This is a genomic window from Nocardioides panacis (assembly GCF_019039255.1).
Lineage (GTDB): Bacteria > Actinomycetota > Actinomycetes > Propionibacteriales > Nocardioidaceae > Nocardioides_B > Nocardioides_B panacis.
In genome coordinates, this window is record NZ_CP077062.1 from 3,970,058 (window position 1) to 3,988,393 (window position 18,336).

The window sequence follows — 18,336 nt, forward strand, 5'->3', positions numbered from 1 at the left end:
CCGTCATGCGTCGAACAGCTCTCGGAGCTGGTCGGGCATCACGGGCAGCGGCTGGTGCTCGAGGTGGACCGGGGAGGCGAAGTCCCCGCCGGCCAGGGTGAGCACGAGGTTCACCCGGCCCCAGGCGTCGTCCGGTCCGGGGAAGTCGTCGCGGGTGTGCCCGCCGCGGGACTCCTCGCGCTCCAGCGCCGCCTTCGCGATGCACTCGGAGACCACCAGCATGTTGGTCAGGTCGATCGCGAGGTGCCACCCGGGGTTGTACTGCCGGTGCCCCTCGACGGAGAGCCGCTTGGCGCGCTCCTTGAGCTTGCCGATCTCCTCGAGCGACTCCCGCAGCTCGTCGGCCTTGCGGATGATCCCGACCAGCCGCTGCATGACGTCCTGGAGGTCCTTCTGGATGGTGTACGGGTTCTCGCCGCCGTGCTCGATCTCGAAGGGCGCGAGCGCCGCCGCGGCGGCGGCGCGCACGTCGTCCGCCGAGACCTGCGGCCGCGCGTCCCGGAGCCGGTGCGCCGCGTACGCCGCGTTGTGCCCGGCCCGCCGGCCGAAGACGAGCAGGTCCGACAGGGAGTTGCCGCCCAGCCGGTTCGAGCCGTGCATCCCGCCCGCGACCTCGCCGGCGGCGTACAGGCCGGTCAGGATGCTCTCCTCGGTGTCGGGGTCCACCTCGACGCCGCCCATCACGTAGTGGCAGGTCGGCCCGACCTCCATCGGCTCGGCGGTGATGTCGACGTCGGCGAGCTCCTTGAACTGGTGGTACATCGACGGCAGCCGGCGACGGATGAACTCGGCGTCCCGGCGCGAGGCGATGTCCAGGAAGACCCCGCCGTGCGGTGACCCCCGGCCGGCCTTGATCTCGGAGTTGATCGCCCGGGCGACCTCGTCGCGGGGCAGCAGCTCGGGGGGCCGGCGGTTGTTCTTCTTGTCGGCGTACCAGCCCTCGGCCTCCTCGATGGTGTCGGCCGTCTCCGCCTTGAAGAACTCGGGGATGTAGTCGAACATGAACCGCTCGCCCTCGGAGTTCTTCAGCACCCCGCCGTCGCCGCGCACCGACTCGGTGACCAGGATCCCCTTGACCGACGGCGGCCAGACCATCCCGGTGGGGTGGAACTGCACGAACTCCATGTTGATCAGCGAGGCGCCGGCCTTCATCGCCAGCGCGTGCCCGTCGCCGGTGTACTCCCACGAGTTCGAGGTGACCTGGTAGGACTTCCCGATCCCGCCGGTGGCGAGCACCACGGACGGTGCGTCGAAGACCACGAAGCGTCCGGTCTCGCGCCAGTAGCCGAACGCCCCGGAGACGCGTCCCCCCGGGCCGGCGGAGTCCTTGAGGATCTCGGTGACGGTGAACTCCATGAAGACGTCGATGCCGAGCGCGACGGCCCGCTGCTGCAGGGTGCGGATCATCTCCAGGCCGGTGCGGTCGCCGACGTGCGCCAGCCGGGCGTAGCGGTGGCCGCCGAAGTCGCGCTGGGAGATCAGCCCCTCGGGGGTGCGGTCGAACAGCGCACCCCACTCCTCGAGCTCGAGGACCCGCTCGGGGGCCTCCTGCGCGTGCAGCTGGGCCATCCGCCAGTTGTTGAGCATCTTCCCGCCACGCATCGTGTCGCGGAAGTGCACCTTCCAGTTGTCGTCGGGGTAGACGTTGCCCATCGACGCGGCGATGCCGCCCTCGGCCATCACGGTGTGCGCCTTGCCCAGCAGGGACTTGCACACGATCGCGACCCGGGCGCCGGCGTCGTGCGCGGCGATCGCGGCGCGCAGCCCGGCCCCGCCCGCACCGATCACCACGACGTCGTACTCGTGGCGCTCGAAGCCTGCGTCGGGGCCGGAGTCCATCCGGTTCCCGGTCATGGGATGGCGCTCGTCGCTCATCAGAAGAACCTCAGGTCGGAGATGGCACCGGTGGCGAGGAGGTAGACGTAGAGGTCCGCGATCGCCACTGAGAACAGCGAGAGCCAGGCGTAGCGCGCGTGCTTCTCGTTGAGCCGCGACACCAGCGTCCACGCGCGGTAGCGCACCGGGTGCTTGCTGAAGTGCCGCAGCCGCCCGCCCACGGCGTGCCGGCACGAGTGGCAGCCCAGCGTGTAGAGCCAGATCAGCACGACGTTGGCGAGCAGCACCAGGGTGCCCAGGCCCATGTGGCCCCACTCGCCGGTCTCGTCGCGGAAGCCGAGCACCGCGTCGTAGGACAGCACCAGCGCGACCAGCACCGCGGCGTAGAAGAAGTAGCGGTGCACGTTGTTGAGGATCAGCGGCAGCCGGTTCTCCCCGGAGTACTTCCCGTGCGGCTCGGCGACGCCGCAGGCCGGCGGGCTCAGCCAGAAGGACCGGTAGTAGGCCTTGCGGTAGTAGTAGCAGCTCATCCGGAAGCCGAGCGGGAAGATCAGGATGACCAGCGCCGGGGACAGCTGCCACCAGCTGAACGGCTGGCCGAAGTCCGAGGAGCCCTCGACGCACGAGGACGTCAGGCACGGCGAGTAGAACGGCGAGAGGTACGGCGCCGCGTAGTAGTCGTGGCCCGCGAACGCCCGCCAGGTCGCGTAGACGACGAACGCCGCGAACACCGTGAACGTGACCGCCGGGTAGAGCCACCAGCGGTCCTGCCGCAGCGTCCTCGTGTCGAGCCGGGCGCGCCCGGGACTGCTGACCCCCTGTGTCGTCACGCCTGGCTCACTGGGCGTGCTGCGTCTCGGACTGCGCGTCCTGCCACATGCTCTCGTCGTAGGGGTCGTCGGGGATCAGCACCATCTCGTCGGCCCCCACGGCGGGCCGGTGACCGGGCTGCGGCTCCCCGAGGTGGTCGAGCGACTCTGCGAGACGGTCCACGTCCGAGGTCAGCCGTCGTACGCCGAGGGTGTCGCCGTACTCGTTGCGGATCCGCAGCACCGCCGCGGCCAGCGCGGTGAGGGCCTCGCGGGCGGAACCGACCGCGTCCTGAGCTGACATCCACGACCTCCGGTGCTGAGAAGTGAACTGGGTCACATCCGAACAACGCCGAGTCTTGCGCGGAATCGGCTTTTCCGAAAGGGGGCGCGCCCGTCCACACTGGGACCATGACCGCGACCGCACCGACCCGTCCGGCCCGCGAGTCCCCGACCGGCCGCCGCTACGTGCAGCTCGTCCTGGTGCTCGGTGCGCTGATCGCGCTCGGCCCGCTGACCATCGACATGTACCTCCCGGCGTTCCCGCGGATCGGCGACGACCTGGGCGCCAGCGACTCCGCGGTGCAGCTGACGCTGACCGGGATGCTCCTCGGCCTGGCGGTCGGCCAGCTGGTGATCGGGCCGCTGTCGGACGCGTTCGGCCGGCGCCGCCCGTTGATGGTCGGGATCGCCACCCACGCGGTCGCGTCGCTGGCGTGCGCGGTGGCCCCGACGATCGGCGTGCTCGCGACCGTGCGGGTCGTCCAGGGCTTCGCCGGCGCGGCGATCTCGGTGGTCGCGATGGCCACCGTGCGCGACCTGTTCGAGGGCGTCGCGGTCGCCCGGATCATGTCCCGGCTGATGCTGGTGATCGGGCTGGCGCCGATCCTCGCGCCGACCATCGGCGGCTTCGTGCTGACGTTCACCTCCTGGCGCGGCATCTTCGTGGTGCTCGCCGCCGCGGCGGTCCTGCTGGTCGGGGTGGCCTTCCTCTTCCTGCGCGAGACGCTCCCGGTCGACCGCCGGCGGCCGGCCGGCGTGCGCTCGTCGCTGGCCGCCTACCGCGAGCTGCTGCGCGACCGGGTGTTCGTCGCGCTGGCGGTCATCGGCGGGTCGATGATGGCCGCGATCTTCGCCTACGTCTCGGGCGCGCCCTTCGTGCTGCAGGACGGCTTCGGGCTGGACACCCGGACGTTCGGTCTGGTGTTCGGCCTCAACGCGGCCGGCCTGACGCTGACGTCCCAGGTGAACCCGGTGCTGCTGCGCTGGTTCACGGTGCGCCAGGTGCTCGGCGGCGCGATCGTCGGCGCGGGGCTCGCGGCGGCCGTGCTGCTGACCGTCGGGCTCACCGGGGCGGGCGGCCTGGTCGCGGTGCTGGTGCCCCTCGCGGTGCTGGTCTCGACCGCCGGGCTGGCGCTGCCGAACGTCCCGGCGCTGGCGCTGACCCGGCACGGCGAGGCGGCGGGTACGGCGGCCGCGGTGCTGGGCTGCGTGCAGTTCGGCGTCGGCGCCGTGGTCGCCCCGCTGGTCGGCGCCTTCGGCAGCACCACGGCCGCGCCGATGGGTGCGGCGATGCTCGCGGTCACCCTGCTGGCGGGCGTGCTGATGTTCGGGGTGGTGCGCCGGGAGCGGAACCCACCCCGGTTCTGAGCGGCCCCGCTCAGAGGTCGAACAGCTCCTCGAGCACCGCGGCCACCCCGTCGTCCTCGTTGGACGGGGCCCGCCGCCCGGCGAGGTCGAGCACGCTGGGGTGCGCGTTGGCCATCGCGTAGGACGTCCCGGCCCACCCGAGCATCGCGAGGTCGTTGGGCATGTCCCCGAAGGCGACCACCTCCTCGGGGGCGATCCCGAGCTCGTCGCACAGCAGCGCCAGCGTCGAGGCCTTGGTGACGCCCGCGGCGCTGATCTCGACCAGGGCGCCCGTCGAGGACCAGGTCGTGGTGACCAGGTGGCCGACGGCCTCCTCGGTGGCCGCCCAGAACGCCTCGGGGTCCCGCTCCTCGTGCCGGGCCAGCAGCTTGACCGTGCTGTCGTCGAAGATCGCGTCGAGGGGGCCGACCTCGATGTCGGGGGGGCAGCGGGTAGCGCTCCATGAACGCCGGCTCCTTGCCGAACCCGGTGGTCTTCTCCAGTGCGAACGTCGTGCCGGGCACCGCCTCGCGCATCAGGCCGGCGACGCGCAGCCCCACGTCGACGGGGATCGGCCGGGCGCTGCGCACGGCGCGCGCCGGGACGTCGTACACGATGCCGCCGTTGGAGCAGACCGCCAGCCCGTGGTCGCCGACGTGCTCCCACAGCTCGTGCATCCAGCGGATCGGCCGGCCGGTCACGAACACCACGGTGACGCCGAGGGCCTCGACCGCGGTGAGGGCCGCACGGGTCCGCCCGGTCACGGTGCCGTCGGTGTGCAGCAGGGTGCCGTCGAGGTCGGTCGCCACCAGCTTGAGCACGGGCCGCAGGCTACCGGGTCGTCCGGTTGCGGGGGCGCTCGAGCGCGCGCTCGACCGGACGACCCGGTTCACCATCGTTCGGTGAGGTGCTCGCGGCCCGGCGGCGGCTCGTAGCCGGCGGGCCAGAACTCCACGACCTCGGTGACCAGCCCGTCCACGACCGTCAGGAACGCGACCGCGTCGCCCTCGGCGGAGTCGCCGACCCGGGCGGCCAGCCACAGCACGCCGTGCTCGCCGTCGGCGACGACCCGCTTGGCGCGCAGGTGCCAGTCGCCGGGGAACTCCCGGTTGAACCGCAGGAGCGTGTCCCGGCCGCGGACCCGCTCGCGGGTCTGCGGCAGCTCGTAGACCACGTCCTCGTGGAGCAGCGCGCTCCAGCCGTCCCAGTCCCGGGCCTCGAGCGTGGCGACGAACCGGCGTACGACGTCCCCGGTGACTCCGCCCGGGGTGCCGTCGACCGGGAACCACCGGGACAGCTCGAAGGCGACCCCGTCGTTGCTCACCGTCTCGGTGACGTCGTCGGCGGCCTCCTGGACCTCCAGCGGCGACTGCCCCATGGCGACCCCGCGGCCGGCCCACTGCAGCATCTCGATGTCGTTGCGCCCGTCGCCGATCGCGAGGACGTCGGCCTGGTCGATCCCGAGCTCGGCGGCCACGTCGGCGAGCGCCGAGGCCTTGGAGATGCCCTCGGGCGCGATGTCGAGCCAGGCCGTCCAGCCGATGAAGTAGTTGGTGCCCTGCAGCCCGACCTTCTCGGCGAGCGCGAGGAACTCCTCCTCGGAGGAGTGCGGGTCGCGGATGATCACACGGGTGACCGGCTCGGCGACCAGCTCCTCGACGCTCTGCAGCACCATCTCGCCGGTGATCTCGCCGTCCGGGAAGGGCCGGTTCAGCCGGTAGCCGACGCCGACCTCCTCGACGGCGACCGCGGCGTTCGGCACCTCCTCCAGCAGCATCAGCACGATCTTGCGGGCGTCGAAGGTCTCGGTGGAGCGCACCTCGACCGGCGGGTAGCGGAACGTCACCGAGCCGTTGCTGGCCACCGAGATCGTGCGCCGACCGTCGCGGGGCAGGCCGAGCAGCTCCCAGATCCGGGTGATGCCGAAGGTCGAGCGGCCGGTCGCCAGCACGATGTGCGCGCCCGCGTCGTACGCCCGGTTGACCGCCGCGACCACGGGCGCGGTGATGAGCTCCTCGACCTGGCCGGTGTCCGGCGAGTTGACGAGGAGGGTGCCGTCGATGTCGAGGGCGACCAGCTTCGGGGAGAAGGTCAAGACGTCATCACCGGGCGACCACCGGCTCCAGGACCTCACGACCCTGCAGGTAGGGCTGCAGGGCCTGCGGGACCCGGACGGAACCGTCCGCCTGCTGATGGGTCTCGAGGATCGCCACGATCGTGCGCGGGATCGCGACGAGCGTGCCGTTGAGCGTGGCCAGCGGCTTGATGCCGCCCTCCTCGGCCGGGAACCGGCCGCGGATGTCGAGGCGGCGGGCCTGGAAGTCGGTGCAGTTCGACGTCGACGTCAGCTCGCGGTAGCGGCCCTGGGTCGGGATCCACGCCTCGCAGTCGAACTTGCGCTGCGCGGACAGGCCGAGGTCGCCGGCCGCCGTGTCGATGACGCGGTAGGCCAGCTCGAGCTTGCCGAGCCACTCCTTCTCCCAGCCCAGCAGCCGCTGGTGCTCGGCCTCGGAGTCCTCCATCGTCGTGTAGGAGAACATCTCCACCTTGTCGAACCAGTGCACCCGGATGATGCCGCGGGTGTCCTTGCCGTAGGAGCCGGCCTCCTTGCGGAAGCACGGGCTGAACGCGGCGTACCGCAGCGGCAGGTCCTGGGCGTCGATGATCTCGTCGGAGTGGTACGCCGCCAGCGGCACCTCCGAGGTGCCGACGAGGTACATGTCCTCGCCCTCGACGCGGTAGACGTCGTCGGCGGCCTGGCCGAGGAAGCCGGTGCCCTCCATGGCGCGGGGCTTGACCAGCGTCGGCGGGATCATCGTGGTGAACCCGGCGCCGCGGGCCTGGTCCATCGCCATGTTCACCAGCGCGAACTCCAGGTCGGCGCCGATGCCGGTCAGGTAGTAGAACCGTGCGCCGGACACCTTGGCCCCGCGGTCGATGTCGATCGCGCCGAGGATCTTGCCGAGCTCGACGTGGTCGCGGGGCTCGAAGCCCTCGGCGGCGAAGTCGCGGGGCTCGCCGACGTGCTCGAGCACGACGTAGTCGTCCTCGCCGCCGGCCGGGGCCGCCTCGGCCGCCGGGTTGGGGATCGCCATCACGCAGCTGCGGTAGGCGGCCTCCGCCTCGGCCTGCGCGGCCTCCGCCTTCTTCACCTCGCCGGACAGGGTCTTGGTGCGCGCGAGCAGGGCCTGCTTCTCCTCGCCCTGGGCAGCCGGGATCTGCTTGCCGAGGCTCTTCTGCTCGGACCGCAGGGCCTCGAACTCCACGATCGAGGAACGCCGGCGCTCGTCGGCGGCGAGCGCGTCGTCGACCACGGCGGTGGACAGACCGCGCTTGGTCTGGGCGGCACGCACACGGTCCGGGTGGTCGCGAAGCAGGCGGGGATCGATCATTGCGCCAGACTATCCGCCGCCGGACGGAGCGCTCACCCGGTTTCGGGTCAGCGGGGGGCCGACGCGGTCCAGATCCGCCGGAAGTTCCGCTGGTAGGCCGCGACCGCGCGGGCGCCGCGCACCCGCAGGGTGACCTCGTCGTTGTGCAGCGACCGGTCGGTCCAGTTGTGCGACCCGGTCCACACGAGGCTCGCGCCCCGGCTGCCGGCGTACCGCCCGGAGACGTACATCAGCTTCTCGTGGGTGTAGCCCGCGACGCCGGTCTGCCGCAGCGGCACCCGGCCGCGGGTCAGGACCGCCCGGACCTGCCTCCCGAAGCCGACGCCCGCGAGCACCCGGACGTTGCAGCCCTGCGCGCGCAGGTCGGCGACCCGGCGCGCGAGCAGCACGCCCCGCTCGCCGTTCCACGCGTGCATCGAGACCCGCAGCACGGTGCGGCCGCGCCAGCCGGTGCCGTCCCCGGCCCCGCGGCAGCGCACCAGGGACAGCCGGCGGACCAGCCGGTCGGTGCCCCGGGACGGCGCCACGTCGGTGCGCAGCCCGCGGCCGGCCGACGGCAGCGCGAGCGGGTCCTGGGGCTCGTCGCGCAGCATCGCCCGGAACAGGGTCCGGAACTGCCGGAACAGCCGGCGGTCGTCGCGCACGACGTAGAGGTCCTGCCACTGCCGGGCGGCGGCGTAGGCGGTGAAGTTCATCGACCCGACCATCACGACGTCCGCGGCCCGGCCGGACCGCGAGATCGTCACGAACTTGGCATGCTGGTTGCCCGTCGTACCCCGGCAGGAGTGGTCGCAGACCCGCACGAAGCTGTGCCGCCGGGTGCTGGTGCCGAGCTCGCGGCGCAGCGCCCGGACCGAGCCCCACTGCGCGGAGCGGTCGTCGACGACCACCTGGACGCGGACCCCGCGGCGGTGCGCGCGGCGCAGCGCCTGGGCCGTCGAGGGCATCGCGAAGGAGTACGCCGCGAGCCGCACGGTCGAGCCGCCGGGAGCCCGGCCCACGGCCCGGTCCACGCGCCGCACCAGGGCGTACTGCTGGCGCTCGGTCCCGGTCGGGTCGTTGAACCGCGCGACCCCCGGCGAGTCGGTCCGGGCGACCGGGTCGTGGCCGGTCGCCGGCGCGACGCCGCCGAGCAGCAGCGCGGGGCCGGTGACGGCGGCGACGAGCCAGGGCAGCATCGGCGAGCTCCGGAGGTGGGTGCGGGCGGGCGGCTCATGCTAGCCACGCGACGGCTGTGACGTAGGTCCGACCGCCGCGAGGCATGCGCACCCCGGAGCGGGGGCACCGTCATACTTTCCAGCGACCCTGTCCCCTCCGCCCGATCGGGAGCCCCGTGCCGTCCACCCGGAACCGCTACCGCCTCCTCGCGGGAGCACTGCTCTGCCTGCTCGTGGTCGTCGCACTGGCCGTCGTCTACAAGGCGGACGTCCGGGTCCTCGACGAGCTCGACAACGACCTCGAGTCGGGACCCCAGGGCTGGACCTTCCGGCACCCGGCGGCGCAGAGCTTCTTCCTGTTCGTCGAGGCCGCGTTCACCACGCTGCCGATGGCCGTCTACACCGCGATCGCCGCCGCCGTGCTGTGCTGGCGCAAGCACGGCAGGGCCGCCCTGTGGACCGTCGTGGTGATGTCCGGCGCGTCGCTGACGACGTTCTTCCTCAAGGGCCTGCTGCAGCGCAAGCGGCCGGTGTGGCCGGACCCGGTCACCACGCTGACCAGCTTCTCGTTCCCGTCCGGGCACTCCACCGGGATCGCCGCCGCGGCCGGGGTGGTCATCGTGCTGGCGGGCCTGCTCGTACGGCGCCGGGGGCTGCGCCGCGCGCTGTGCACCGCCGCCGTGCTGCTCGCGCTGCTCGTCGGCCTGGACCGGATCTTCCTCGGCGTGCACAACCCGTCGGACGTGCTCGCCGGCTTCGCGGTCGGCGGGTTCTGGGTGCTCGGCGGGCTGGCGGCGTACGACCCGGCGCCGAAGGCCAAGGCCCGGGAGGCGTTCAGCACCCCGGTGCCGACCACCCGCAAGCTCGCGGTGGTGCTGAACCCGATCAAGGTCGAGGACGTCGACGCGTTCAAGGCGATGGTCGACCGGGCCGCCGCCGAGGCCGGCTGGAACGAGCCGGTGTGGTTCACCACCACGGTCGAGGACCCGGGCCGCTCGATGGCCGAGCAGGCCGCGGTGGCCGGCGCCGAGCTGGTGATCGTGTGCGGCGGCGACGGCACGGTCCGCACGGTGTGCGCCGAGCTGGCCGGCACCGGCGTCTCGGTCGGCGTGGTGCCCGCCGGCACCGGGAACCTGCTGGCCCGCAACCTCGGGATCCCGCTGTTCCTGCAGGCCGCCGTCGACGTCGCGCTGAACGGCCAGGACCGGGCCATCGACCTGGTCAAGGTCTCCGGCGACGGGATCGGCGACGACGAGCACTACATGGTGATGGCCGGGATGGGCTTCGACGCCGCGGTCATGGAGGGCGCCAACGAGAAGGTGAAGGCCAAGGTTGGCTGGCTGGCCTACGTGGTCTCCGCGCTGCGCAACCTGATGTTCCCCGCGGTCCGGGTCGAGCTGTCCGTCGACGGCGGCGAGTGGACCCGGCACCGGGCCCGGACCGTGCTGATCGGCAACGTGGGCTACCTGCAGGCCGGGATGCCGCTGCTGCCCGACGCGGCCATCGACGACGGCGTGCTCGACGTGGTGCTGCTGCACCCGAGCCGGTTCCTCAGCTGGATCCCGCTGGCCGTGCGGATCCTGTCCAAGGGCCGGCACACCGACGACCTGGTGAACCGGATGACCGGCAAGACGATCAGCGTCCGGGCCGGCAGCGACACCCCGCGCCAGCTCGACGGCGACTCGATCGGCTCCGGCCGCGAGCTGCACGCCGAGTGCGTGCACGGCAAGCTCCTCGTCCGCGTCCCCCGCTGACTGCCCGAAGCATCCGATGTCGGGGGAAAGCGGGCGGCGCTACGGTGGGCGGGTGAGCACCACGACCTTCACGTCCTCCGTCCTGGCCCCGCACGCGCGGGGCGTCGAGCTGGGTCGCCGGTTCGCCGGCGAGATCGCGGACACCGTCGCGCGGTACCGCACGCTGTGCGAGACCCGGGCGCGCGGGCCGTTCGACGTCGACCTCTGGGCGGCGCGCGCCTGGACCACGATCCAGCGGGTCGCGCCGGGGCACGCCGACGAGATCGCCGGGATCGCCGAGGGCGCCGGCCTGCCGGTCGAGGCGGTCGCCTCGATCAACGCGCGGACCGAGATCCTGGTCGCCGCGAACCCGACCGGCCAGACCGAGTGCTCGACCGTCATCGCGCTGCCGCCGGGCCGGCCGCCGGTCGCGGTGCAGACCTGGGACTGGTACGACGCGATGAGCGACGGCTGGTTCACCTGGACGATCCCGTTCCCGGACGGCCGCGTCGTGCAGACCGTCACGGAGTTCGGGATGCTCGCCAAGATCGGCGTCAACGACCGCGGGGTCGGCGTGATGCTCAACATGCTGCACCACGCGAACGACGCCGGTGCGGTCGCCGGCGGCGAGATCGGCCACCCCGTCCACCTGCTCTCCCGGGCGATCCTCGACGACGCCGCGTCCGTCGACGAGGCGGTCGCGATCGCCTCCGCCCCGCCCACGACCGCCTCCACGTCGCTGACCGTCGTGGACGACCGCGGCGGCGCGGTCACCATCGAGCTGTTCCCCGGCGGCCCCGGTCTGCGCCTCGCCGAGGACGGGGTGCTGGTGCGCACCAACCACTTCGTCTCCGAGGCCGGCCGCGACGGCTGCCTGGCCGGCACCATCGGGATCAGCACCGAGCTGCGCCGCGACCACCTCGTCGCGGCCTTCGCGGAGCGGCTGCCGCAGAGCACCCAGGACGTGTACGACGCGATGACCCACCACCTCGCCGACGGCGGCGTGTGCCGGCACCCGCTCACCGACACCGACCCGGTGCTCTGGCACCGGACGCTGGCGACCGTCGGCATCGACGCGGCCGCCCGCACCCTCGACGTCCACGAGAACGGCCCGTGCGGGCACCGCCTGGCGCCGGTCGAGCAGACCGTCTAGGCCGACCGCCGGCGCCCGGACCGGGTCAGCCCGCGGACCCGCCGAGGTCGAGCTGCTCCTGGCCGCCGAACTCGGTGTCCTGCCCCTTGGCGGTGCGCACGCACCGGCCGGACAGCCCGACCGTCATCGCGTCGCTGCCGCGTCGGGCATCGGGGTCGAGGGCCAGCTTGAGGCCGTCCTTGGCCAGCCGGGCGTTCGGGTACGGGTCGTCGGTGTACGTCGCGTCGGTGACCTTCCAGCCGGAGCCCTGCAGCGTCGTCACGGCGGCCCGGATCCGCGCCGCCACCGGGGACCCGTCGCCGGGGACCTTCGCGCCGGCGCGGTACTCGATCGCGTAGGTCGGCGCGCTGCCGCACGAGAGGTAGGCACCGGTCGCCTCGGTCACGGTGCCGCCGCCCTTCGCCAGGTCGGCGGCGACCCCCCGCAGCGCAGCCACGATCGTGGCGCGCTCCTGGCGCAGCGACGCCGCGGCGTCCTTCGGGTCGGGCTGGGACACGCATCCTCCGAGCAGCAGGACCGCGAGGGCGGTCGCGAGGGCGGCGCACGCACGCCGCAGGGTCATGGTCGTCCTCCCACGGTGTCGGACCGGCCCGCCTCGTCGGACGTCGGCGTGCGGTCCTGCTCCGGGTCCTGCGGTCCTTCGTACCAGGGATCGTAGGTGTGGTCGGCGAGGCGGACGTCACCGCCGTGCCCGTCGACGACCCGCCCGATGTTGTAGAGCGACTCGGTGTCCACGTTGAAGTAGTTGCCGTGCTGGCCGGTGCCCCGGTGCCAGCCGCTCCGGGTGACGTCCTCCGCCTCGAAGCGGTGGGCGCCGAAGTCGTCCTCCGACGGGTCGTTGCCCAGGCCCGCCCCGGCGAGCGTGTGCGCGCCGACCCAGCCGTGGTCGCCGAGCGCCGCGACGAGGTCCTCGCTGTTGCGGCCGACCCACACGTGGTCGGCCCCGACCCCGAGCTCGCTCGCGTGGTCGACGCCGCCGCCCGCGCCGGGGCTGCCGACCAGCACGAGGTCGTCGACGGCGACGTGGTGGTCGGTGGCGGCGTGCGCGAGGGTGGTGGAGCCGTAGCTGTGCCCGATCGCGGTCAGGTGCGCGGCGTCGTGCGGACGTGAGGCCCGCAGCCCGTCGATCGCGTCGGCGAACCGCTCGCCGCCGTCCTCGGCGCGCCCCTCGGTGAGGGTGGCCGTGTCGTAGAACGCGTCCGGGGCGTCGTAGCCCAGCCACATCATCGACGCGATCGTCGAGCCGTCGCCGCGGTAGGTGGCGGACTGGTAGACGTTGATCGCCTCCTGGGTCAGCGTCGGCGCGTCCTGCCCGTCGTTGGTGATGCCGGGCACCCGGACCGCCACGTCGTCGGCGGTGTCCAGGTCGCCCACGGCCACCGCGATCCGGCCGTCCCCGTCGAAGGCGCCGGGGTCGTAGAGCCACAGCTGGCCACCGGGCGTCTCGCCGGTGGTCGGGTCGACGTACCCGTCCGCGCGGTCGAGCGCGGTCCCGGCGGCGCGGGCGTTGGCCAGCGTCCGTGCCTCCAGCGAGGAGATCGTGCCGTCGTCCTCCTTGCCGGCGAGCAGGTCGAGGTCGCCGTCGAGGGTGATCCGGTTGGCCTGGTCGCGGGCGTCGGCGGGGAGGCCGTCGGCGCAGCCGACGACGTCCGGGTACGTCGCGACGACCGCTTCCTTCTCCGCAGCGGTGAGCGTGCTCCACCACTCCGCCACCTGCGTGGGGGAGGCGCCGTGACCGGGGGCGCCGGGCCGGCCCATCGCGCCGGACGCCAGCGGGTCGGCCGTGCCGCCGGGGCCGAGGATCCTCTCGAGCGCGACGGCGCCCTCGAAGGCGGTCCGCATCAGGTCCTCGTTGGCGCGCACCTTGCGCTGCAGCGCCTCGTGGTCCAGGACCAGGCTGCGGTAGCCGGTGCGGAGGTTCTGCGCCCGGTCCTGGAGCGCGGCCACCTCCTCGGGGGTCGCGTCCCGGGCGGCGGCGACGTCGGCGACCAGGTTGTCCCGGGAGCCGTCCAGCCAGACCTTGGTGTCCTCGAGGGCGTCGCAGTCGTGCAGCAGGTCCGTGAGCGTGTCGCCGTGGCCGCTGCAGACGTGCGCGACGCGCTTGAGGGTGGCGGCCATGGTCGCGTGCTCCCCGGACGCGCGGGAGGCCGCGGCGGCGTAGGCGTCGTAGGCGTCGCCGTACCAGCCCGGAACCGCCTTGGCCGTCGCGGCCAGGTCGCCGAACTCCTCGTAGCGGCCGGCGGCGACGTACAGCGCGCGGGCGACGGCGTCGACCGACCCGGGGTCGCCCTGGGGGCGGCGGATCGTCGGCTCGGAGGCGGGGATCCGGATCGTGACGGTCATCGGGCCGGGCCCAGCCGGCCGTCGAGGCGCCCGAGCTCGACCTCGCTGAGCGCGTCGGTCCGGCCGTACAGCGAGTCCGTGGACCCCAGCGCCCTCACGAAGCCGTCCGCGAGCGTGCTGCTCTCGCCGGCGTAGCCGGTCCACGCGGCGAGGAAGGTCGCCGCGGCGCCCCGGACCGACGGGGCGAACCCGGACGGGCTCTCCGCGGCCAGCCCGTCCTGCGTGGCGACCATCAGCTCCTGGAGGCTGCGCCACTGCTCGGTGGTCAGCGGGATCGAGCCGGCGGTGACGCCGTAGCCGTCGCTCACGGCCGCTCCCCCAGCAGCCCGCGGGCGGTCCCGGTCCCCACGAGGTAGGACCCGCACCGGTAGGTGACGGCGTAGCGGCCGCGCGCCTCGACGTGCACGACCTGGACCTCGCGGCGCAGCGGCTCCTCCTCGGTGCCGCCCCGGCCGGCGAGGACGCGTGGCAGGCCGTCGCCCGGCGCGAGCACGTGCCAGCCCGCGCCGGTCAGCGACCGCTCGGCGGCCGCGAGCGCCCGGGTGGCGGCGACGGCGTCGACGCCCTCGGCCGCGACCAGCGCCTCCCGCGCGACCGAGCCGGTGACCGCGCCGGGGGTCCAGCGCGAGCGCACCCGGGGCAGCGGGATCCCGGCGGCCACGTCCCCGAGGAGCTCGGTCAGCTCGGCGTCGAACCGTGCGGGTACGTCGACCAGGTCGGCCGCCCGGACCCGTTCGGCCGGCGGTTCCTCGGGGGGCTGCGGCGGCAGCAGGACGATGTCGAGGTCCGGGTGCCGGCGGCGCACGACCCCGAAGAAGGCGTCACCCGCTACGGCCTCGCCGTCCCCCGTGGTCATGCGAGGAGACTAGGCCACCGCGGAAGCCCCGGTGAGCGTCCTTCGGGGTGGGGGGACCGTCAGGCCGACTTGGCGAACTTGACGGCTTCCTCCTCCTCGGGCGACATCGCCTGGTCGCAGGACCAGGTGGCGATGTTCTTGGCGTAGGTGCGGGCCTCGCTGCGGCCGTGGATCGACGTCAGCACGACCCCGTTGCCGCTGTCGTCGAGCAGCGCCAGCGACCAGGACAGGTGACCGCCCATGTCCCCGAACGCGTCGTAGCGGACGACCGCCAGGTGACGCAGGGCGTCGGCGGCCTCGACGCGGAGCGCCTGCACCTCGCCCCGGAGCCCCTCGAGGTCGGCCGGCACGCTCGCCGGGTTGCGCCGCGAGATCCGCCGCGCGTGGACCGTCGTACGCCGGAGCGCGAGCAGCGCGACCACCAGCGCGGCGACGCTCACCAGGAGCAGCAGCACGACCAGGACAGAGAGCAGGGACTCGTTCATCGCCGCCGAGCCTAAGGAACGGGTCAGTATCCGTTGCGGAGGCGCGCGAGCCAGGCGGCCGCGTCCAGGAACTCCCGGTCCGAGGTGCCGACCCGGATGTCGGGCGCCACGCCGTCGTGGCGCTCGTAGGAGCCGAGGAACCGCACGTCCGCGCACACCCGCCGCAGCCCCATCAGCGCCTCGCCGACCCGGGCGTCCTCGACGTGCCCCTCGCAGTCGATGGAGAAGCAGTAGTTGCCGAGCGCGGCACCGGTGGGCCGCGACTCGATGCGGGTCATGTTCACGCCCCGGACCGTGAGCTGGTCGAGGATCTCCAGCAGCGCGCCCGGGTGGTCCTCGCGCATGAACGCCACGATCGAGGTCTTGTCGCGGCCGGTGGGCGGCGGCGGCGGCCCGGGCCGGGAGACCAGCACGAACCGGGTCAGCGCGTCCGGGTTGTCCCCGATGCCGCTGGCCAGGGTCGCCAGCCGGTAGTGCTCGGCGGCCACCGGCGCGGAGATCGCCGCCTGCCACCCGGCGTCGGGCTGGGTGAGCATGAACGCGGCGTGCGCCGTCGAGGTGGTGTGCACCACCTCGGCGTCCGGCAGGTGCAGCGCGCACCAGCGCCGGGTCTGGGCCGCGGCGTGCGGGTGGGTGGCGATCCGTCGTACGTCGTCGCGGCCGACACCGGGACGGGCCAGCAGGCTGAACGCGATCGGCACGGTCATCTCGCGGGTGATCTGCAGCGGCTCGCCGGTGGCCAGCTCGTCCAGCGTCACCGGGACCGAGCCCTCGACGGAGTTCTCGATCGGCACCACCGCGCCGTCGGCCTCGCCGCCGCGGACGGCGTCGAGCGCGACGGTCACCGTCGAGCAGGGCTGCAGGTCGGCCTTCGCCGCCGCAGGCAGCGAGCGCAGCGCCTGCTCGGTGAAGGTCCCCTCGGGGCCGAGGTAGGCGTAGCGGGCAGGCGGGACTCCGGGCACGGTCAGCAGCCTAGGGGGTCGCTCCGGTGGTTGCCGTCGCGAGCGTCGCGCAGCAGGCAGTTCCACCGAAGTGTCCCCCGGCGGATAGATTCGCCGGGTGAGAGATGACGGCATCACCCCCCTGGGTGACTACGCGCGGCTGGACACCGACCGCGCGGCGCGCACCGGCGACCCCGAGGTCGTCTACGGCGCCGGCAAGACCCCGCAGCAGGTCGTGGAGATCCTCCGCACGCTGGCCGTCGCGCACCCGGAACGCGCGGTGCTCGCCACCCGGGTCGCCGACGACGCCATCGACGCGGTTCGCGCGGCACTGCCCGAGGCGGTCGTCGACGCCGTCGCCCGGGCCGTGACGCTGGGCCCGCTGCCCGAGGCGCGCGGCACCGTCGGCATCGTGTCCGCCGGCACCTCGGACGCCCCGGTCGCCGCCGAGGCCGCCCTTACCGCCCGCGTGTACGGCGCCGGGGTGCGCCTGGTGAGCGACGTCGGCGTCTCCGGGCTGCACCGGATCCTCGCCGCGCGCGAGGAGCTGCTCGCCGCCGACTGCCTGGTCGTCGTCGCCGGCATGGAGGGCGCCCTGCCCAGCGTGGTCGGCGGCCTGGTCGGGGTGCCGCTCGTCGCGGTGCCGACCAGCGTCGGCTACGGCGCGTCGTTCGGCGGGTTGGCGGCGCTGCTCGGGATGCTGAACTCCTGCGCGCCCGGCGTCACGGTCGTGAACATCGACAACGGGTTCGGCGCCGGCGTCTTCGCCGCCCGGGTCGCCCGCAACGCCGCACCCCGGCCCACCGCGTGATCGGCTGGGTCGACGCGTCCTCGGGCGCCAGCGGCGACATGCTGCTCGGTGCCCTCGTCTCAGCCGGTGTCCCGCTCGAGGTGGTCGCCGGGGCAGTCGACGCGGTCGCCCCCGAGCACGTCGCGCTCACCCCGGAGACGGTGTCCCGCAACGGGTTCGCCGCCACCCGGCTGCACGTCGACGTCGCGGACAGCAGCACGCACCGCACCTGGCGCGACGTGGCGGCGCTGCTCGCGGCGGCCGGGCTGCCGGACGCCGTACGCCTGCGGGCGCACGCGACCTTCGAGCGGCTCGCGGTCGCCGAGGCGGCGGTGCACGGCACGTCGCCCGAGGACGTGCACTTCCACGAGGTCGGCGCCCTCGACGCGATCGCCGACGTCGTCGGGGTCTGCGCGGGTCTGGCGCACCTCGGGCTCGACGCCCTGGTGGTCTCCCCCGTCGCGGTGGGCTCCGGCCGGGTGCACGGGGCGCACGGCGAGATGCCGGTGCCGCCGCCGGCCGTGGCCGAGCTGCTGCGCGGCGTACCGTCCCACGCCGGACCGGGCGAGCGCGAGCTGTGCACGCCGACCGGCGCCGCGCTGCTGACCGCGCACGCCACGTCCTACGGCGTGCAGCCGGCGATGACCGTGCGGGTCGTCGGGGTCGGCGCCGGGGGGCGCGACCCGGCCACGCACGCGAACGTGCTGCGGCTGTTCGTCGGCGAGGCCGCGAGCGAGACGCCGAACGGCACCGACGGCCCGCTGCTGCTGGAGACCAACGTCGACGACCTGGACCCCCGGCTGTGGCCGAACGTCCTCGCGGCGCTGCTCACCGCCGGCGCCTCGGACGCCTGGCTGGTGCCGATCCTGATGAAGAAGGGCCGCCCCGCGCACACCCTGCACGCCCTGGTGTCGGCGGTGCACGCGGACGCCGTACGCACCGAGATCTTCCGGCAGACCTCCACCATCGGGCTGCGCGAGATCGCGATCGGGAAGACCGCGCTGGACCGGGACATGCGGACCGTGCAGGTCGACGGCCACGAGGTCCATGTCAAACTTGCCCTGCACAACGGCGTCGTCGTGAACGCGCAACCGGAGTACGACGACGTGGTCCGGGCCGCGACCTCGACGGGGCGCCCGGTCAAGGAGGTGCTGGCCGACGCGGTCGCCGCGAGCCGCCCCTTGGTCACCCGCACCGCCCCCGATCTTTAGG

Annotated in this window: 18 protein-coding genes and 2 pseudogenes; 5 read left to right on the forward strand and 15 right to left on the reverse strand. The window is 73.8% G+C overall.

Going from position 1 to position 18,336, the window contains the following annotated elements; all coding sequences use genetic code 11:
* Window positions 1-3: 3 nt before the first annotated feature.
* Genes KRR39_RS19475 through KRR39_RS19485 form a run of 3 tightly spaced genes read right to left on the reverse strand, consistent with a single transcriptional unit; the run spans window position 4 to window position 2,949 of the window.
* Window positions 4-1,875 (reverse strand): fumarate reductase/succinate dehydrogenase flavoprotein subunit, encoded by a 1,872-nt coding sequence (locus KRR39_RS19475; protein WP_254185275.1) that lies wholly within the window; start codon window positions 1,873-1,875, stop codon window positions 4-6.
* On the reverse strand, window positions 1,875-2,666 hold the full coding sequence (gene sdhC / locus KRR39_RS19480; protein WP_216939094.1) for a succinate dehydrogenase subunit SdhC: 792 nt from the start codon (window positions 2,664-2,666) through the stop codon (window positions 1,875-1,877). Before sdhC ends, KRR39_RS19475 begins: the two co-directional genes overlap by 1 nt.
* A 7-nt stretch (window positions 2,667-2,673) precedes the next feature.
* Window positions 2,674-2,949, reverse strand: a complete 276-nt coding sequence (locus KRR39_RS19485; protein ID WP_216939095.1) for an Rv0250c family protein — start codon at window positions 2,947-2,949, stop codon at window positions 2,674-2,676.
* Window positions 2,950-3,056: 107 nt separating this feature from the next.
* On the opposite strand from KRR39_RS19485, the gene KRR39_RS19490 reads away from it, so the two are divergent.
* Window positions 3,057-4,295, forward strand: a complete 1,239-nt coding sequence (locus KRR39_RS19490; protein WP_216939096.1) for a multidrug effflux MFS transporter — start codon at window positions 3,057-3,059, stop codon at window positions 4,293-4,295.
* A 10-nt stretch (window positions 4,296-4,305) separates the two neighbouring features.
* Here KRR39_RS19490 and KRR39_RS25170 read toward each other — a convergent pair whose 3' ends face one another.
* The 6 genes and pseudogenes from KRR39_RS25170 to KRR39_RS19510 all read right to left on the reverse strand — a co-directional run bounded on the left by KRR39_RS25170 (window position 4,306) and on the right by KRR39_RS19510 (window position 8,844).
* Entirely contained in the window at window positions 4,306-4,710 is a 405-nt protein-coding gene (locus tag KRR39_RS25170; RefSeq protein ID WP_367303758.1) for an HAD family hydrolase, read from the reverse strand.
* Between the two features lie 184 nt (window positions 4,711-4,894).
* A pseudogene (locus tag KRR39_RS25175) lies at window positions 4,895-5,170 on the reverse strand (HAD family hydrolase); the annotation flags it as partial.
* Window positions 5,164-5,571, reverse strand: coding sequence for a nuclear transport factor 2 family protein (locus KRR39_RS26605; RefSeq protein WP_254185767.1), 408 nt, complete (start codon window positions 5,569-5,571; stop codon window positions 5,164-5,166). The gene KRR39_RS26605 and the pseudogene KRR39_RS25175, both read right to left, overlap by 7 nt.
* A pseudogene (locus tag KRR39_RS19500) lies at window positions 5,557-6,369 on the reverse strand (HAD family hydrolase); the annotation flags it as partial. The gene KRR39_RS26605 and the pseudogene KRR39_RS19500, both read right to left, overlap by 15 nt.
* Before the next feature lie 7 nt (window positions 6,370-6,376).
* Complete coding sequence (gene serS / locus KRR39_RS19505) at window positions 6,377-7,666, reverse strand: serine--tRNA ligase (RefSeq protein ID WP_216939097.1); 1,290 nt, start codon at window positions 7,664-7,666, stop codon at window positions 6,377-6,379.
* Window positions 7,667-7,713: 47 nt separating this feature from the next.
* Entirely contained in the window at window positions 7,714-8,844 is a 1,131-nt protein-coding gene (locus KRR39_RS19510) for a phospholipase D-like domain-containing protein (protein ID WP_216939098.1), read from the reverse strand.
* Window positions 8,845-8,999: 155 nt separating this feature from the next.
* Between KRR39_RS19510 and KRR39_RS19520 the strand changes: the two genes are divergently transcribed.
* Window positions 9,000-10,577 carry a bifunctional phosphatase PAP2/diacylglycerol kinase family protein gene (locus KRR39_RS19520; RefSeq protein WP_254185276.1) on the forward strand — a complete coding sequence of 526 codons (1,578 nt, stop codon included), beginning with the start codon at window positions 9,000-9,002 and terminating at the stop codon, window positions 10,575-10,577.
* 52 nt (window positions 10,578-10,629) lie between these two features.
* Window positions 10,630-11,709: a C45 family autoproteolytic acyltransferase/hydrolase gene (locus tag KRR39_RS19525; RefSeq protein WP_216939101.1), complete on the forward strand. Its 1,080-nt coding sequence runs from the start codon at window positions 10,630-10,632 to the stop codon at window positions 11,707-11,709.
* 25 nt (window positions 11,710-11,734) lie between these two features.
* On the opposite strand, the gene KRR39_RS19530 is transcribed toward KRR39_RS19525, so the two are convergent.
* The 6 genes from KRR39_RS19530 to pheA are packed head-to-tail and all read right to left on the reverse strand — an operon-like array spanning window position 11,735 to window position 16,355.
* Window positions 11,735-12,271, reverse strand: a complete 537-nt coding sequence (locus KRR39_RS19530) for a hypothetical protein (protein WP_216939102.1) — start codon at window positions 12,269-12,271, stop codon at window positions 11,735-11,737.
* Complete coding sequence (locus tag KRR39_RS19535; RefSeq protein WP_216939103.1) at window positions 12,268-14,052, reverse strand: alpha/beta hydrolase; 1,785 nt, start codon at window positions 14,050-14,052, stop codon at window positions 12,268-12,270. The genes KRR39_RS19530 and KRR39_RS19535 overlap by 4 nt, the downstream gene beginning before the upstream one ends.
* Window positions 14,049-14,360 (reverse strand): hypothetical protein, encoded by a 312-nt coding sequence (locus KRR39_RS19540; RefSeq protein WP_216939104.1) that lies wholly within the window; start codon window positions 14,358-14,360, stop codon window positions 14,049-14,051. Before KRR39_RS19540 ends, KRR39_RS19535 begins: the two co-directional genes overlap by 4 nt.
* Entirely contained in the window at window positions 14,357-14,908 is a 552-nt protein-coding gene (locus tag KRR39_RS19545; protein ID WP_216939105.1) for a hypothetical protein, read from the reverse strand. Before KRR39_RS19545 ends, KRR39_RS19540 begins: the two co-directional genes overlap by 4 nt.
* A gap of 59 nt (window positions 14,909-14,967) precedes the next feature.
* Window positions 14,968-15,393, reverse strand: coding sequence for a DUF4446 family protein (locus KRR39_RS19550; protein ID WP_216939106.1), 426 nt, complete (start codon window positions 15,391-15,393; stop codon window positions 14,968-14,970).
* Window positions 15,394-15,416: 23 nt separating this feature from the next.
* The gene (gene pheA / locus KRR39_RS19555) at window positions 15,417-16,355 is read right to left on the reverse strand and encodes a prephenate dehydratase (RefSeq protein WP_254185277.1); all 939 of its coding nucleotides are present in this window, start codon (window positions 16,353-16,355) and stop codon (window positions 15,417-15,419) included.
* Window positions 16,356-16,452: 97 nt separating this feature from the next.
* Between pheA and larB the strand changes: the two genes are divergently transcribed.
* The gene (gene larB, locus KRR39_RS19560; protein WP_254185278.1) at window positions 16,453-17,145 is read left to right on the forward strand and encodes a nickel pincer cofactor biosynthesis protein LarB; all 693 of its coding nucleotides are present in this window, start codon (window positions 16,453-16,455) and stop codon (window positions 17,143-17,145) included.
* The gene (gene larC, locus KRR39_RS19565; RefSeq protein ID WP_254185279.1) at window positions 17,142-18,335 is read left to right on the forward strand and encodes a nickel pincer cofactor biosynthesis protein LarC; all 1,194 of its coding nucleotides are present in this window, start codon (window positions 17,142-17,144) and stop codon (window positions 18,333-18,335) included. Before larB ends, larC begins: the two co-directional genes overlap by 4 nt.
* Window position 18,336 lies beyond the last annotated feature (1 nt).

Coding starts and splice junctions, on each gene's coding strand:
- KRR39_RS19475 (WP_254185275.1), bottom strand. CDS start 1,875: ATGAGCGACGAGCGCCATCCCATGACCGGGAACCGGATGGACTCCGGC.
- KRR39_RS19485 (WP_216939095.1), bottom strand. CDS start 2,949: ATGTCAGCTCAGGACGCGGTCGGTTCCGCCCGCGAGGCCCTCACCGCG.
- KRR39_RS19490 (WP_216939096.1), top strand. CDS start 3,057: ATGACCGCGACCGCACCGACCCGTCCGGCCCGCGAGTCCCCGACCGGC.
- serS (WP_216939097.1), bottom strand. CDS start 7,666: ATGATCGATCCCCGCCTGCTTCGCGACCACCCGGACCGTGTGCGTGCC.
- KRR39_RS19510 (WP_216939098.1), bottom strand. CDS start 8,844: ATGCTGCCCTGGCTCGTCGCCGCCGTCACCGGCCCCGCGCTGCTGCTC.
- KRR39_RS19530 (WP_216939102.1), bottom strand. CDS start 12,271: ATGACCCTGCGGCGTGCGTGCGCCGCCCTCGCGACCGCCCTCGCGGTC.
- KRR39_RS19535 (WP_216939103.1), bottom strand. CDS start 14,052: ATGACCGTCACGATCCGGATCCCCGCCTCCGAGCCGACGATCCGCCGC.
- KRR39_RS19545 (WP_216939105.1), bottom strand. CDS start 14,908: ATGACCACGGGGGACGGCGAGGCCGTAGCGGGTGACGCCTTCTTCGGG.
- KRR39_RS19550 (WP_216939106.1), bottom strand. CDS start 15,393: ATGAACGAGTCCCTGCTCTCTGTCCTGGTCGTGCTGCTGCTCCTGGTG.